Raw genomic sequence first — 17,077 nt, forward strand, 5'->3', positions numbered from 1 at the left:
AAAATTGCGCTTGCAATGTGCTGAATAACAGGGCATATAGCTGCCTGTGCTACGCTGTTTCGGGCAGTTAGCTCAGTTGGTTGAGCACCGCCCTTACAAGGCGGGGGCCACAGGTTCAAGTCCTGTACTGCCCACCAAATATGAAAGGGGTTATCCTTAAATGGATAGCCCCTTTTTTTGTGGTAACACCTATGGTAACAGGCTTGAAAAGAAAATCTTTCCTTGATGAACTTAGAAGATGTAGGGACGAGTGATTATTACTCTTCTTGAAAATCTAATGTGGTGAAAGACAAAAAAAAGGGCCTACAACGCCCGTTTTTCATTTTCATCATATAAGGATTTTCCTTCAAAGAGAGTATTTCTTCACCCTCCTACTTACTCTCTTTTGATGAAGGAGGGAGAAAGATCCTAAAAGCTCATGATGAAGCAAGGCTTTTCTCTTCACTTGTCTACGATTTCTTCTGCACCTACTGCTACACAGTCTATTTCTCGCTTTATCAACGAAAAGCAAATTGCCGAACTTTTAGGAACCTCTGTCAAAACCTTTCTGCCTGGTGTTTAAAATCCATCGGGCCGCGCTACTGGCGTCTGCACGACAAGTTGGTTCGTTACCAGTGGCAGGATGCTCTTGATTTCCGAAGGAACGGCTGTCACTCCTAATCGCGCGCTGCACCGTGCATTTTCTTCAGAACTAGTTGAAAAACACTTGGCTGAATTTCACGATTCGGCTCAACAAGCATAAGCGGCGCTTCCCCAAAAAGGAAGGCCGCTCCTGCTACGCCGAATAATCAGGCATAATAGAAGCGGACTAGTCAATGAATGCGTTTTACTATATAGCATATTCGAAATTCCATGACTAACAAGACATGGAAAGCGCTCGTACTTTTTCTCAAAAAAAGTTCACGTCACCCGTCCACAAAGGCTCGGCTCTCTTTCCGCGTCTTGATGGACGGGGGAAGTTATTTCTTCTGTGGCTACTCTTCAGGAGAATTTCAACAGACCTTTCCATTTTATCAAAGAAAAAATCCCCCAAAGCGTTGTGCCGCAACGCTTGGAAGGCTCTTTCACGTGAAAAAAATTGTGGAAGTCAAATGAGCTTCGGGGCTACTTGCTGATCCTATATTTTGAAGCCAGAAAGGACAACGACAAAAACAGTCAGAAACGAACTCTCTAAGCAAGGAACCATTCAGTTCGTGCATGAGGAGATCGCTATATCCTCAAGTATGTTCAATAAAAATTGTGAGAAATGTGAAACGGGTACTTCAGGAGGCGCTGAATTCCACGCAGTAGTCGGTGGTGAATCTTCTTATAATGTATTGACATAGATTCGATGGTGTGCATCAACTTGGTTTTGCCCACTTTGCGGCCCTAAATATGGTCGGCGTGAAAAGATCAAAGAAGGATTTGAAGTACTGAAAAGCTTCAGTATCTGATTATGACGTTGGCATAGGGAATAGCAACTACTGCTATCAGTCATTAACATTCTATTGTCATATAAATCACATGCCATAGTATAAGTCATCTTGTCATTTAAATGCAATCAACACATTCTGTGCATCAATATTTCATTGACATTAATGAAAAAACAATATATTGCCCGACACGAGGTTATGCCATGTATTAGCCAAACACAGGGTTATATTACTGTTATAAGGCTGGATATTTTAATGCGAAACGAAGTATATGGATTAACGAGCCTCCGATTTGTAGCAGCTCTATACGTTTTCATTTTTCACATACATATTCGCTATCCACTGGCCAACGGAGCCATTGCGAGGCTGTTGAGCGAAGGAGCTGTTGCGATGAGCCTCTTCTTTATGCTTTCCGGCTATATATTGGCGTATACCTACTCAGACTCATTGACATCGTTGCGGCAATATTTTGTGAATCGTTTTGCTAGGATATATCCTATATATGTAGTTTCGGCTATCCTAGGCCTACCATGGATTGGGACTTTTAACAGCAATGGCACAGAATCTACCACATGGGGAGTTTTTAAAACCCTTTTTTTGTTTGCTAGCAACTTGCTTGGTGTCCAAGCGTGGTTTCCACAATTTTTTCAGTATTGGAATGACGGGGGGAGTTGGTCAATTTCTGTAGAATTTTTCATGTATGCCCTATTCCCGTTGCTACTTAGACGATTGTGTCAGCTTAATGAAAAAAAGCATGCCATTGTTTTGCTCTCTTGCTGGCTTTTTTTGTCATATATTGGTTTTGTAGAGGTATTGTTTGGGAAAATTGGAATTTACTATTCCGTTCCAATATATAGGCTTCCTGAATTTATTATTGGCATGTGTTTATTCTTTATATCTAAACGCACAGGAGAAGCAACACTATTTAAAAAAATTTTCAATACAAAAATTTTTCTTGCATTTGTTTTAATATACGCTTCATATTTATTGGTGTTTGGCAGAGGTGGAATTTATTTATTGCATAATTTCATAACAATCCCATTTTTTTCTTACACAATTTTATTCATGCACCATTCAAACTGCATGATTAAAAAAATATTTGAAACGAAAACACTTGTGTATCTTGGAAAAATTAGTTACTGTATATATTCATTTCAAGTTGTAATTTTTTTACCTTTGCAGTCTTATTATGAAAATTTAATTACATATCTCCCAATATTCAAGAACAATATGAATCTATTTTTTGCTTGTTCAATTGCATTGGGAATTTATTCCTCGCTTGGTTATCATTTAATTGAAGAACCTTGCCGGAAATTTATAAGGAAGTTGTGTTAACCGCTTGAAGACTTAGTGCTTATAGCTATATGATTTTGTTGTGTAATTTAAAATAGTTAGTCTGCGCCGTTATGCTGTTACCAGGCCACACTTTGAACATATCTGGGGATTCTCCTTCGTCAGAATAACTGCTTCACAATCCACGCATTGCCATACTTCTGCCTCTCCTCTTCCTTCCGTAATTTCTTTCAAAAATTCTTCGCCCCTCTGTCGTGTATGAAAACCCTGAACAACGGGCTTCCAACTATCATCCTCATCTCCGAGAAATTCCTGGATGACCTCGTCTAACGACAGACAGTTTTCCCACAGCTCTAGTACCTCATCCATCTGCCCGATGCATTGGTGTGTTTATAATACTCCCTCTTAAGGCAATCACAAAATCTGTCTTTTTCTGAACAACAACTTTCGCCAATGTCATTCGCTGACCAGCAATCTTATTTGCAAAATTACTTTGTTCCACGCTGAAGCTAAAAACGGCATCAGCAAAACAGAGTATCTTCGTGAGCTTTCCAGTAAAAGCGCATAAAGCGAAATTTCGAGAGATGATTTGGCCTCATCATTAATTTCATTTTCATTTTTTTATAACAATACCATTACGTATTATTGTTAGATTGAATAGAGTGCTGCTGATTGCGCTGCATGTGAGCTGTTAATTTCAAATGATAAACCCCGCCCTACAAGGCGGGGGCCACAGGTTCAAGTCCTGTACTGCCCACCAAATATGAAAGGGGTTATCCTTAAATGGATAGCCCCCTTTTTTGATTTCAGGCAAAGAATTTTTCATAATACGCTAAATTAATTATTAAATATCCCAAAAAGAAACATTCTTGCGCATATGCTTGGTTTATTATCGACTGCCCATGCAACCATTGCACTTCAAAAAGTTCGCAAGCAGCGTAATGCCTCCGCAACAGCAATCCACCAGCTACCATCCAAAAAATTGTAACGCTGTTGCAAAAACAGCAATCGACATTGTCTTTATGATATTCTGAACACACTGTTTTTATTATTTTTACATCATTGCTATACGAATTATTTATGGGCACTACAACAAAAATAGTTAAAAAAATTGACCAATATTTATTTATTATTTATTAAAAGATACAATTTATAGTCATTAAATATAATATTTGATTTAGCCATAGCAAAGCAGTTCCACATAAAGGATGCAGGCAACTACGCTGGTCGGCGGCGCGAATAAGCAGATGCGTTGACCCAGCACAGGGCCAATGACGGCCCCCGCACAGATTTCACCTGCAAGCAGGAGGTACGTCATGGCATTATCACCGCTCAACGGTCTGGTTCCAATAACTGACTCCTTACTTTCATCCCTGAAAGCATCCTCCCGCACGGAAATGGAACAAAACGCGGCGCTGCCTACTGGTGATTCTGTGGAGTTTTCCATGCGGGCGGAACAGGTATTGGGCCAACGCATTAACGGTGCGAATGCTGTAACTGATAGCCTTGCCCCAACGCTCACATCAGAAAAAACAACTGTACAGGGCGACAGCGTGACCATCTCGCAAATGGGTAAGGAAGCCCTAAAAGCTTCACAGGCTGGAAGTCCTGCCTCAGAACAAGTGGCAACAACGGCCACGGGCCAGGCCGCAAACTCATCAGCCAAACCGGCTAAAAATGTTCTTGCCACCGCTACGCTTAATTCCGGCGCAACAGTTTCCATCACTGCCAGCGCCTATGCCAATGGCGAAGAAAAACCCTTTTATCTTGCGCCAGATCAAAAAATTACCGCCGAAATCACCAAGGCAGACGGCAGCACACAAACCTTGGCTATCAAGGCCAACACAGTCATCAGCGAAGATGATCAGGGGAACCTGCTTGTGTGGTCCGGGGCAGAAAAAAAAGGCAATGATTACTTTGATCATAACTTTATGAGAATAAAGCCCACCGAGATTTTGCAGGGAACCAACGGCAACGATGTGATTATCAATCTCAATGGGGTTGATGAAATCCATGCAGGCACGGGCAATGACACGGTCATTTCTTTTGACTATGCAAATAAGGTTGATCTGGGTGAAGGCGATAATACCCTGAAACCGCAGGGCGGAGGCATCAGCCTCATATCGGCGGGAAACGGCAATAACAAGCTTGTTGATGTTGGTGCAGGGAAAATTTCTTTCGGTAATGGCAACAACACTATTTCTGGTGGAGGAGCAAACTTCATCAATCTAGGTGATGGCAACAATTCTGTTGATGTTGCATTTGGTCATTACATAGAAGCCGGAAACGGCAATAATAATATTGTAACTGGCACAACGAAATCTATCACTGCTGGCAATGGCGATAACACTGTTAGGGTCACAAAAGTTACACAATATCATTTTTCCCCTTTGATAGCACAAAGCGCGTACCAACCTGGTATCCAGCTTGGCGATGGCAATAACAAGGTTGAATCTGAAGCTGTAAATATGCTTAGCACTGGCAATGGTAATAACACGGTCAAACTCAACAGCCATGCTGCCACTTTTCGTGGCGATTATTTGACTGGTGTGCGACAAAAAATTCAGCTTGGCGATGGCAATAATACTCTGATTGCAAACTACGCCTCAGACGTGACTCTTGGCAATGGTGACAACCGCATATCTGGAAATACCATTCAAAACCTGACCGCAGGGGATGGAAACAACAGTTTTGATGTGGGCTTTCTTATGGATGCTGGCGAATGGAAGATGGGCGATGGGAAAAACAATATCCATATTGCCTTGCAAAATGGCTCTATCAAAACGGGAGATGGAGATAACACCATTGTTATTGACGAAATCCTCAGCGCAAACCGCATCATTACGGGGGCAGGAAACGACAGTGTCCATATCCACAGTGATGCCATCGGCTTGTATATCAATCTCGGCAACGGCGACAACCAGTTTACCGTTGACGGCAACGCAGCTCTTCTTGAGTATATAGGCGGCAACGGCAAGGACGATGTGACCATTGAGGGCTTTCTTGCCCGTAGTTCAATTTCGGCTGGTAGTGGCGATAACACACTGGTTATCAAGGGCTTCATACTCGACAGTCAGATATTTACCGGGCAAGGCAACAATACCCTGAACTTGAACAAGCTTGTGATTGACAGCATGGTCAACGGTGATACTGGTGCCAATGTTTCTGAAGAGGAAAAGAATGCAGCGCGGGATACCGTGGCCCGTTTCCTGGCCCGCTGGAAAGGTACTGCCACAACTCAACCCACAAGTGCGTAATGCTTATCGACCGTATTGTTATCTATCCCAATCTTAGCACTCTTCCTGCTCTTGGATGAGGCATATTTTACCTGGAAATCGCAATATCTCCCCCTGCGCATCTCCAGCCGCTATTCAAAATAGTCGCGGATATGCTCAGCCACGCCATCAGCAAGGCCCGATGAAAGCATGCTTTGATGCGTGCCCGCCGTCCAGCGGAGGGTGATGTTTTTTTCAGGCAAACAGCGGCTCCAGCCCTGATACTGGTCATTAAAATCAATGTAAGGATTACTGGCAAAATCCAGCGCGCGAATATACAGAATACGCAGATCAGACGGCGTTGGGTTGTCATAACGTGCTGCGGCAATGGCATTGAGCCTGTAAGTCTGCAACAGGTTTTCCATATGAGCTGGGCTGAAATTGGGCGGCAGTAATCCGGCTTTTTCGCCGCATTCCACCAGATACACCATTCTTTCAGCCCTGTTCATGGCTCGCAGCTTTTCCACATCAATGGACAGCGCTTCCGCGAGCTGGTTTTTCAGCAGTTCCACATCGTCCTTGGCTGCAAGCTGTTTATCCCTTGTATTGTCCAGCACTGTGTCCAAAATCAAAACCGGGCATGGTTCGCCCCCACGCTCCGCATACAGGCAGGCCGCCTCATAGGCCAGGAGACCGCCGAAACTCCAGCCGCCAAAAACAATGTTCTCCGTGGTTACCTTAAGGATTTCATCAAGATAAATGGCGGCCAAATCCTGAACACTGTGCAGCTCAGTATTCAGAGCAGTCTTTTCAGCCTGAAAGCCCGCAGGCTCCACAGCATAGAGGGTGTAGCGACCATCCAGCAGCCGGGCCAGATCGCTGTAGCAAAACACGCTGCCGCCCACTGGATGAAACAGAAAGAGATTTTTTCCACCTTCACTATGACAAAGTTTGATGATGGGGCTAGTGCGGGTGCCGGTTTTGCCTTCGACAAGTTCAGCCAACCTCGCAATGCTGGAATGGGCCATCAGCTCGTTGACGGCAATATGAACGCGCAACTCTTTTTCAATCATGGCAACAAGACGCACGGCCATGATGCTGTGCCCGCCAATGCTGAAAAAGCTGGCCTCCGCATCACATACATCCATGCCCAGCAGCCGCTTCCAGATGGCGGCAAGCGTCTGCTCCACAACCCCTTGCGGGCAGCGCCCTGCAACGGCCTCTGCCCTGCCCAGCGGGGACGGCAGCGCCCTTTTATCCACCTTGCGGTTGGGCGAGAGGGGCAGCTCCACCATCGGCACAATATAATCCGGCACGCAAAAGGGCGGCAACTGCTGCTCAAGATAGCTGCGCAAATCCGCTGGATTCACAGCACCCACCACATAGGCGGCGAGGCTTTTGTCGTTGCCAGCCTGATAAAAGTCCGCCGCCACGGCCACCTGCCGCACACCAGGGAAACTCCCCACGGCCTTTTCCACCTCGCCGATCTCGACCCGGTTGCCCCTGATCTTGACCTGCTGATCCTCACGCCCCCGGTAGTACACAAGGCCGTTCTGGATAAAGCCATTGTCGCCGGTGCGATAGCAGCGCCGCCCGGCATATTCAATAAAAACATCGGCGCTCTCGCTATTCAGATACCCGCGCGAAACGCCCGCTCCCGCGATCCATAGCTCACCGGCAACAGAGTCCGGCACCGGGCGCTGATGTTTATCCAGCACAAAAATACTCACGCCTTCAAGCGGCCTGCCAATGGGAAAGGCAGTAAAATCCGCATAATTGGCACGATCAATGCGAAAGGCGCTGCTGTCTACCGTACATTCTGTGGGGCCATACACATTGAACAGCACCACATCTTCATTGCCGGGTATGGCATAAAAGTTCTGAATGACATCTGGCCGCAGCACCTCGCCCGCCAGCAGCACGCGTTTGAGCGGCAGAGGCTGGCGGTGCTCCTGCAAATAGTCCACCAGCACATTAAAAAATGCCGGGGTCATATCGCACAGGTCAATGCCCCTCTTGCGGGCACAGGCGCAAAATGCCGCAGGATTTTTGCGCTCCTCGTCCGCCATGACATACAGGGGCTTGCCGCAAAACAACGAAACCGCCAGTTGCTGGATAGACGCATCAAACGAGAGCGGCGCAACCAACCCCACAGTGCCGCACCCTTCTGAAAACTCCCGCAGGGCATGGATTATGTGCAGGAGGTGGCGGTGCTCCACCACAACGCCCTTGGGCTGCCCTGTGGAACCGCTGGTGTAGACAATATAGGCGGCAGCGTCCGGCCTGACCGCCGCAAGAGGGGCAACGGGGCAGGCCTCCAGATCCCTCAGGCCAAAGCGCTCGCGTATTGCTCTGGTTTCTTGGGGTCTGGTATCGTGGGCGCTTCTGCAAATCTGTACGTCATAGCGAAAGGCATCCGCCCGAGCATTGGCAGAGGGCGCAGAGGCCGCAGCGGGTGAAAACTTTACCTCAACCTGCTGCGGGCATTCTGCCGCCCAGGCACTAAAGAAACGCCGTGGCACAAACAGCTCTGCCGAACCCTCAAAGCGCAGCAAGGCCGACTGATCGCCCGTGGCAAGGGCGCGCTCCCTTATGGCTGCCCGCAGGTCGTCCTTGCGGTCCATATCCCGCACGGCACCCACAAAAATGCTGCCGTTTGCCGTGAGGCGCTCTGCGGCGTGGTCAAGCGCCTTGCGCAGATAATTGTAACCGGGAAAGCAATCCACAACGCCGTTGAGCACCACGAGGTCAAAGCGCTCGTCTTCAAAAAAACAGATATCAACGGCTTCCATGCGGTGGATGCTTACAAGAGCGCCACAGGGCAAGGCCTGCATCCTGTCCAGTTCATTTCTGGCAATATCTACCGCCGCGTACCGGCTGGCGGCAGAGGCCAGCGCCTGCGCCACCACACCCGAGCCGCTGCCGATATCAAGCACGCTTTTGCCGCTTGGCTGTGCACTTCTGGGGACGCTGCCTGGGGCACGGTTGGGGGCCAGACCCGTTTTTTGCAGCAGGTTGTTAGCCATGCGCTCAAGCTGCGCCAGTTCAAGGGGGCGGGCATCCACATCGTCCAGCCAACCCCGGTCGCTGCCCGTCTCTGCAAGGTGTTCCCAGTATTCCGTGCTGCTTAGTCCGCCACTTTCCAGAGCGTCCGTAAAATTTTGCGCATCCAGACAAAGCACATGGGCAATGTTGGGGTTGCGGTAACGATGGTATTCCGCATCGGGCAGTGAGTCTCTGTCCGTCACCAGCAACCGCACGGGCCTGAGCATGGTTTCCTGCCTGGCGCGCGGCAGTTCGCGCTCCACGGGAACATACACGGCGCCGGCCCGCATGATGCCAATGGCGGCGGCAAGATACATGGCTCCGCGCTTGCAGAGCACCCCAACTGCCGCTTCCGGCCCATAGTTTTGGGCCTGCACAAAGGCGGCTATGCGCGCGGAAAAATCCTTCAGTTCCCTGAAGTTCAGGCTTTTTCCGCCACCAGAAAGGGCGATATTATCTGGATTCTCTTCCGCAACAGAGCAAAACAGGGCTTCAAAGCTGGCCCATCTGCCAGACAAGCCAGACGAACGGGATGAACACTGCATGGCATTGCCAGCAGCAGAGAGGCTTGAAGGCAAGGTGGCAGGCTGGCCTGCGGCAGCAGCTCCCGCAGGATTCTGAGCCGTTGTCTTGCTTCTGGGCATCCCAAAGGTGATATCGGCAATTTTCATTTTGCGTTATCCTCAATACCTTCCAGAAAGCTTATCTGATACTTCAGATTGTCCTGCGCCGTTGCAAAAGCCACTTTCTGGGGGGAGGATTGTGGTTAAAACGCAGCATGATTGCTCTATCTTTTTTATGCACAAAGCAAAGCAGTGCCACCCCAGTTGATCCAGAGCGGCAACCTGCTTTACTCCTTTCTGTATCTAAGACAGGAGCATTATTTTTTCAATGACATACTTCGCGGAGGGGATAATCAGAAGCACATATAAAGGACTCAGCAAATGTGAACGACAAGTCCAATGGCATGGATGAAACATGCAAACAGCCGCTAAAATTCCAGACCAAAACTGAAACCGCCGAAACAGGAAGAACTTTGAGAACGAAATAACTCCGCCCCAAGCTCAACCTGCGCAAAAAAACCACTGGTATGGCTCGCGCGCACGCTGCTGTGAACCAGCATGGCGTTCCGCCCCGGCATATCTGACCGACTTTCAAAACCTGGGCTGTATCCCTTGAATCTGGCGCTGCTGCTGAACGTTCCGTCAAGCCAGTCATGCCGCCAGCCTGCCAGAGTATCCCATGCGAGCGTTGTGCCATTATCCAGGGTGCGGGCAAGATTTGCATGCGCGCCCAAGACTGACGAAAGATTGTTGTAAGTGGCGGCATCAACCCTGAGTGCTGACGCCCCTGAGCCGCCCTCGGTAAATCCCGGTCTGGAACTCAGGCTATACTCCAGCCATGTCAGAGGGCCGGCTTCCACACCGCCCCAGGCGGTTGCCCAGTTCCAGTCCTTGCCGCCGCCCGCAAGCGTATCTGCTGTTAGGCCCGTCCATCTGCTGTTGTGGTTGCGCGCGAAACCATTAAAGTTGACGGCCCGCTGCATTTGCACATCCTCAAAGCCCACGCGGGCCATGCCCATTACATAGGCACCATCCCACCAGCGGGGCTTGAAGCGCGCGTGGCCGCCAACAGATGCGGCCAGCGTTTCCGCCTTTGCCTCGCCCGCACTATGGATTTCCGTGCGGCGGCCTGCGAGCGCCACATCAAATCCTGTAGTCAGTCCGCTCTCCCACAGGCGGTCAACACCAAGGGCCGACCCTGCACCTGACGCCGTAAAGCCTGCTGAGCCGCCATTGGCGTTCATGTTGCTGTAGCTGCCAAAGGGCAGCGCCCATGCCTGCCAGCCAGCGACATCATCTCCGCTGGACATGCCAGTACCGCTCACGCCTTGCAGGCTGCTGGCTTCAAAAAAACGCCGCACCATAAGCAGGTTGAGTTGCCGCTGCGCTTCAAGCCCGGCCCGCGCCACAGCATCATAGCTGTTGGGGCTCAACTGCTCCATTGCCGGAGCAATGCCGCTGCCGGATGCATCGCTCCAGTCCAAAGCCTGAAACAGGTTTTGCATGTCGCCTGTTGCCTGACCTGCTATCTGGTAAAGAGCGCGTCCGACTCGGCTTGTGGTGGTACTGTTGGCGTAGCGGCTGTACGCGCTTGATGCACGTTGCTGGCCCACCAAGGCAGACCCGAGGCCATTGCTTGACGCGACGCTGAAATTCAATGTTGGAGAAGAAGAACTAACCCCAACGCTGTTAAATGCGCCAGTGGAGCTTGTTGCCTGCACACTGTTCATATTTATTGAATAGTTCTCTGCATAAAATCCCGGCGAGGGGGAAAACCGCAGGGATCCGTCAAGTTTTGCAATATTTGCACTAAGCACAGAATATTGGTCTCTGGAATTGAAACCGATTTGCAGCGTACCCTGGCCTGTCTGGGTGTAGTCATTTACTGTGAGCGTCAGGCCGCGATAGCCCGGAGCAACAGTGCCGTAATTGACGACTTTCTTCTGTATTACTCCATCACCCAGCAATACACCGCCCTGGCGCACGAGCACATCGCTGTTTTGCAGCACGCCGCCAGTGCCGTCTGCCCTTTTGCTCACGGCCAGGCCCCCGCCGTCAACAACGGTCGCCCCGAGATAGCTATTGACGCCGCTGAGAACCAGCAGGCCAGCACCCGTTTTACGCAAGCCCACATTCTTCTTGTCCAGGGCCGTGGCGTCCGCCCCGGCCTTGAAATCGTCGTGATGGTAGGCATTATTCCACTGTCGTTCGCTGATATCATTGCTGAATTCGGCGAAGTAGCCCTTGGTGTCAAACGTTTCAAGCGCATAATTGCCAGGGCCCAATTCAGGCAACGCCACCACATCCGAAGCTGACATCCGGTTGGCATCCAGCCGGGCGATGCCGCGCACGGCCTTGCCCGCATCCAGCAATCCCTGACCAAACACTTCTTCCTTGGTCAGTTCGTTCACGGCTTTATAGCCATCATCGACAAGTTTTTTCAATGCCGTTTCCGTTGTGGTGCCGTGATAGACCTCATAAATCCAATTTTTAATTTCCACATCATTCGGAGTAGGAATACCTATAACTGTAATAATAACTCTATTAGGATTACCATATTGATCAACAGTATATTGAACAAGATGCGTCGGCGCTACATAATTACTATCTGCAGTGGTCAACACAGCATCAGCCAGCTGTTTGCCCGTCATCCAGGGAAAAGCCTGCGCCACCAGGCCCACAGTGCCGCTCACATAAGGCGCTGCCATGCTTGTGCCGCTGGCCAGCATATAGCCGTTGGTGGTGGCATTGAGCGAATTGATATAGCTGCCGGGAGCCGCAACGGTCCAAAGAGAGGCTTTGCTCCCCAGGTTACTGAAATAACTGACCCCAGACGGACCGATGGTGCGTGTTCCGTCCGTCGCTGTAGTGATCCCGGCAATATTAAGGGAAACCACGCTGATCCAGCCTTTCAGATCCGGCACATAACGCGGCATCATGCCCTCAACACTGGGAGCTATCCTGGTGCTGTTGCCAGCAGCAAACACAACGACCTTGCCGTAATCGTCACTGAGCTTGCGGAGTGTTTTGATATTACCGTCCATGCCAGATATAACATCTGCGGGAATATCCTTGGTAGAGTCAAGCGAGGGATAAAAATTCGAGCCCCAACTGTTGTTGATGACGCGAATTTCCGGATGCGCAGCAAAGAGGCTCAACAAATCAGGCGGAACAAGATTCTCGTCGCTCCCTGACGCTCTGCCAAGTATGGCCGCCGAAACGAGGTCGGCGTCAAAAGCCACACCGTGCATGCCAACGCCATTACGCATGGCAGCCATGATGCCCGCAACATGACTGGCATGCGTATCATATACCCAGTTTGGCACGTATTGCTGACCCGTGGTCTCATCAAGCGGCAAGGCCATCATTATGACTTTGCCAGCCAGCTCCGGGTGGTCGGCGCGTACGGAAGAGTCAATTATACCCAGCGTGGTGCCAGCCCCGGTATATCCCAGAGCGTATGCATCGGCAGCGTGAATGAAATCCAACCCTGTGCTTTTCCAGTATTCATTGGTTTTAAAACTGTCAGCGCTCGCGGCATTGATATGAACGGGTATACTTAATGTAAACAGAAACAGAAGGAGAATCTGAAACAAGGCAGGACAAAAACGCACCCAATATCCGCACAAATAATGAACCATGAATGCTCCAGAAAGGCTAAGTGGAATTTTTTGTCCTTTTAGGTGTTGCGAGAATTCGCACCTTACTTCAGCTTCGTAAAGTTGACTGATTGGTTTCCAGACGGGGCGGCAGAATACTTGCGCCATCGTCGATGACGCTTACTATCAAAAATATCTTTTTATTTAAATAGATTATTTTTTACATTTTTTCTGCTTCCTGTTTGAAACGAGACGACTTTTTGCGGCTGATCACTTGCCCTGAAAGCTGCACTGTTCCATTCCTGCACTGCCTGCAAACTAACCGAGGGGTTCCGGACCATTCCGCAACCCCTCTTTCATATCCTGCCCGCGCACAAATAACTGTGGCAAAACAGCAGGATTATCCCTCATACACGCCGTCTAGCGCGTCAGGGACGCACAAGTATCTTGATGTTTTCGTCCTTGTTGTTGATCAGCTCAAGAAAGCCCTTTTCCATGATGTCCTTCAGCTCGATCTTGCCGGTAATCAGGTTTTCCGCCTTGATGACGCCCTTGGCCATGAGCGCGGCAAGGCCCTTGAAATCCTCAATGGTGTAGGCCAGCGTACCCATGACCTTTTTGTCCGTGCCGCTGAGGCTGAAAAAGTTGAAAGAGCTGGGTTCTTCAAAAATACCCACAATAATGGCCGTTCCGGTGTTGCGCAGCACATCTATGGCCAGCGGCCCTGTGTGCTTGTTGCCGATGCACTCAAAGGAAACATCAGCTCCGGAGCCGCCTGTCAGTTCTTTCACCTTTGCAACAGGGTCGCATTCCTTAGGGTTCACCACAATGTCCGCCCCGCATTCCATTGCCTTGGCAATGCGCGCGCGGGACATTTCAAGCACAATGATCTTGCCCGCGCCAGCAGCTTTGGCAGCCATAATGGTGCCGAGGCCTATGGTTCCCGCGCCGAGGACCACCACATTGAGACCCAGAATGCTGCCCGCCATACGCACGGCCTTAAAGCCCGTGGCCAAGGGTTCCATGACTGCTCCGGCCTCGGGCGAAACACCCTCTGGCATAATAAAACACAACTCCGCAGGCACATTCACATAGGGGGCGAATGCGCCGTCATTGTGCAGGCCCGTAAAGGCAAGCTTTTCACAAACATTGTAACGCCCTTCGCGGCAAGGCTGACACTCGCCGCAGTGCTGGCAGGCATCGGGCGCAACCATGTCGCCCACTTTCACATTGGTAACGCCGCTGCCCACCGCCACAACCTTGCCGCTGAACTCGTGCCCGAGAATGACGCTCCCCTGCTTGCCCGTAAGCGGATGCGGGGCCTCGGTGGGAATAAATATGGGGCCAGCCAGGTACTCGTGCAGATCCGAGCCGCAGATGCCGCACCAGTCGACCTTGACCTGAACCCAACCGGGAGCCGGAGCGGGGGGAACGGGTACAGTTTCAACGCGGATGTCTTTTTTGCCGTGCCAAACTGCCGCCTGCATGGTTTCCGCCATAACTGCCTCGCTTGTTAGATGTTGAATCCGAATATCCTCTTCTTTGCACAGGTCATGCCGTAAAATCCGCGCCAGTAGCGGATGAGCGGACATACCCGGCAGGCCCTGGCCCTGCTCAATCGAGAAAATTTGCACATGCAGACAGGTATACCGGAGCCGCTGACAGTGTTCTGAAGTGGAACAAGGAAAGACCATGGTGGACGGAAGTGGAACAGCGAGATCAAAAGGTCGCGAGGCGGTAAAACGCAAGTGGCTGCCGCAAAAAAGGCCTGCTCCAAACCGCGCGCCCACAGGTGGGCTTTCGATTCAGAGCAGGCCGGGTTGTTTGCGTTCTGAAAAATTACACAGCAAGACTAGTCTTGGGGAACAATCTTGCGCAGCTTGGCGTACAGGGTATTACGGCCGATGCCAAGCGCCTTGGCGGCCTGGAGCATGTTGCCGTTATAATGCTTCAGCGCGCAGCGGATGACCTTGGCCTCCTGATTGTCCAGGTTAAAGTCGGTCATTCCGGGCAGGGCCGCCACAGCTTGCCCATCTGGTTGCCCGCTGGCTGCATTGGTCCCGCCAGCACAGGACTGCAAATGCGCTGGCAGATGTACAGGCAAAATACAGCCCCCCTGCGCCATGTTGACGGCAAACTCCACGCTGTGCACAAGCTGACGCACGTTGCCTGGCCAGTCGTAATCTTCCATGACGCGTAAAGCCTCGACAGAAAATCCGCCAAAAGGATGCCCATAGGTGCGGCACAGGCGTTTGCAATGGTATTCCGCAATGACGGCGATATCTTCCCTGCGCTCGCGCAAAGGGGGAATCTCCAGCGCGAGCACATGGATGCGGTAAAACAGATCTTCACGAAACGCACCCGAAGCCATCAATTCATCAAGATTGCGGTTGGTGGCCGTGACCAGCCGAAAATCAACCATTCTGGTCTGCTTGCCGCCCACCCTTGTGACGCAGCGGTCTTCCAGAGGCCGCAGCAGGTTGACCTGCATTTCCAGCGGCATTTCAGAAATTTCATCCAGGAACAGGGTTCCCTTGTCGGCCAGTTCAAACTTGCCGGGACGCCCCTTTTCCACAGCTCCGGTAAAAGCCCCCCGCTCGTAACCAAAAAGCTCGCTCTGGATAAGCTCGCGCGGCAAAGCACCGCAGTTTACGGCCACAAACGGCCCTTCGGAACATCGGCTGGCCTTGTGGATGGCCCGTGCAAACAGTTCCTTGCCCGTACCCGTTTCACCCAGCAGCAAAACCGCCGCAGGGCTTTTGGCCATGTGCCGCGCCTGCTCCACCGTGCGGGACATTTTTTCGCTGCGGTAAACAATATCGCCAAAGGGACGCGTGCCTTCGCGGCGCGGAACATGCGGCACAGGGGCAATGGGCGAGGGGCGGGCCTCAACCCCGGCCTGCAGGGTCACAAGGGTGTAACGCGCTTCTGACCTGCCCGTCATGAAGGGCATGGCGCAGGCTGTGATGGCGGGGTTGGTCAGGCAGCGCAGGGGAACCCCCTCGGGTTGCCTGCTCTTTTCAGTCTGCTGAAGGGCATACAGAGTGTGGTCAAAAAAAGCCTCGGCGCGTCCGCCGCGCACATCGCCGCTAAAGCCCAGCAGGCGCTCTGCCTGGGCATTGGCATAGGTGATGATGCCGCCCTCATCCACCATCAGCACGCCAATGGGCATGGAACTGAAGAGCGTGCTGAGCAGCGTGCGGGATTTGTTCTCCATGCTGCTCAGCGAGGCATTGAGCAGCAGGCGTTCTATCTCGCGGGCCGCGCCAACGGCCAGCCACAATGCCTGACGGTGGTCGGCGCTGGTTGGCCCGGAAATGTCAAAACAGCCCCACAATTGCCCAAAGGGCGTGAAAATGGGCGCGGCAGAACAGCCCCAGGCCTGATGGCTGCTGCAAAAATGCTCTTCGCCCATAACCTGGGCTGGCATGCCGTCCGAAAGAGCCAGACTTATGGCGTTGGTGCCCACGCTTTTCTCAGACCACACCGCACCGGGGCCAAAGTAGAGCTGGTCAGCCTGAAGCAGCACCTCTTTGTTGCCACAGGTACGCAGCAACCTGCCATTGGCCTCGGAGACCGTCATGAGCAGGCCTTTTTCCCTGATCTGCTCATACACCTGCCGCTCCACGCCAGCCGCCAGCTCCGCGTATACTTCGGCCTGAGCGTTGATCTGGCTCATGGGCGTAAATTCCGCGCACTTGGGCAGCAGGGGGTCAACCCCCAGATCGCGGCAGCGCATCCACGAAGCCGCTATGGGCCGGGGCAAGCTGTCGTCAACAATCTTGCCCGTTCTTATAAAGGATTCCCACGTTTCCCGCCGGTTCGCTCTTGGTGCGCCGCTATAGCTGTTGAACAAAAACCCCGAGCGGTTGACGCCTTCCGCCATCAGGGGTTCCTGCCGCATTTCAAAGACATCGCCATTTCTTTGCAGAACATACATGACTTATCTC

Annotated in this window: 6 protein-coding genes and 1 tRNA gene; 3 read left to right on the plus strand and 4 right to left on the minus strand. The window is 51.3% G+C overall.

All coding sequences use genetic code 11. The features are described 5' to 3' along the window. Nucleotides 1-61: 61 nt before the first annotated feature. The 3 genes from VEZ52_RS06295 (at nt 62) to VEZ52_RS06305 (ending at nt 5,962) form a co-directional block, all read left to right on the plus strand. Nucleotides 62-137: transfer RNA gene (locus tag VEZ52_RS06295), tRNA-Val, on the plus strand. A gap of 1,530 nt (nt 138-1,667) precedes the next feature. Beyond that, entirely contained in the window at nt 1,668-2,747 is a 1,080-nt protein-coding gene (locus VEZ52_RS06300; protein WP_324836067.1) for an acyltransferase, read from the plus strand. A gap of 1,274 nt (nt 2,748-4,021) precedes the next feature. Next, nucleotides 4,022-5,962 (plus strand): hypothetical protein, encoded by a 1,941-nt coding sequence (locus tag VEZ52_RS06305; protein ID WP_324836068.1) that lies wholly within the window; start codon nt 4,022-4,024, stop codon nt 5,960-5,962. A gap of 110 nt (nt 5,963-6,072) precedes the next feature. On the opposite strand, the gene VEZ52_RS06310 is transcribed toward VEZ52_RS06305, so the two are convergent. From VEZ52_RS06310 to VEZ52_RS06325, 4 genes are all read right to left on the minus strand, one after another. After that, nucleotides 6,073-9,636, minus strand: a complete 3,564-nt coding sequence (locus VEZ52_RS06310) for an alpha/beta fold hydrolase (protein ID WP_324836069.1) — start codon at nt 9,634-9,636, stop codon at nt 6,073-6,075. A gap of 320 nt (nt 9,637-9,956) precedes the next feature. Further along, complete coding sequence (locus VEZ52_RS06315) at nt 9,957-13,016, minus strand: S8 family serine peptidase (protein WP_324836070.1); 3,060 nt, start codon at nt 13,014-13,016, stop codon at nt 9,957-9,959. A gap of 539 nt (nt 13,017-13,555) precedes the next feature. Continuing rightward, entirely contained in the window at nt 13,556-14,626 is a 1,071-nt protein-coding gene (locus VEZ52_RS06320) for a 2,3-butanediol dehydrogenase (protein ID WP_324836072.1), read from the minus strand. 353 nt (nt 14,627-14,979) lie between these two features. Next, the gene (locus tag VEZ52_RS06325) at nt 14,980-17,067 is read right to left on the minus strand and encodes a sigma-54-dependent Fis family transcriptional regulator (RefSeq protein ID WP_324836073.1); all 2,088 of its coding nucleotides are present in this window, start codon (nt 17,065-17,067) and stop codon (nt 14,980-14,982) included. Nucleotides 17,068-17,077: the final 10 nt, after the last annotated feature.

It is taken from the genome of Desulfovibrio sp. (genome assembly GCF_035644575.1).
Taxonomy (GTDB): domain Bacteria; phylum Desulfobacterota; class Desulfovibrionia; order Desulfovibrionales; family Desulfovibrionaceae; genus Desulfovibrio.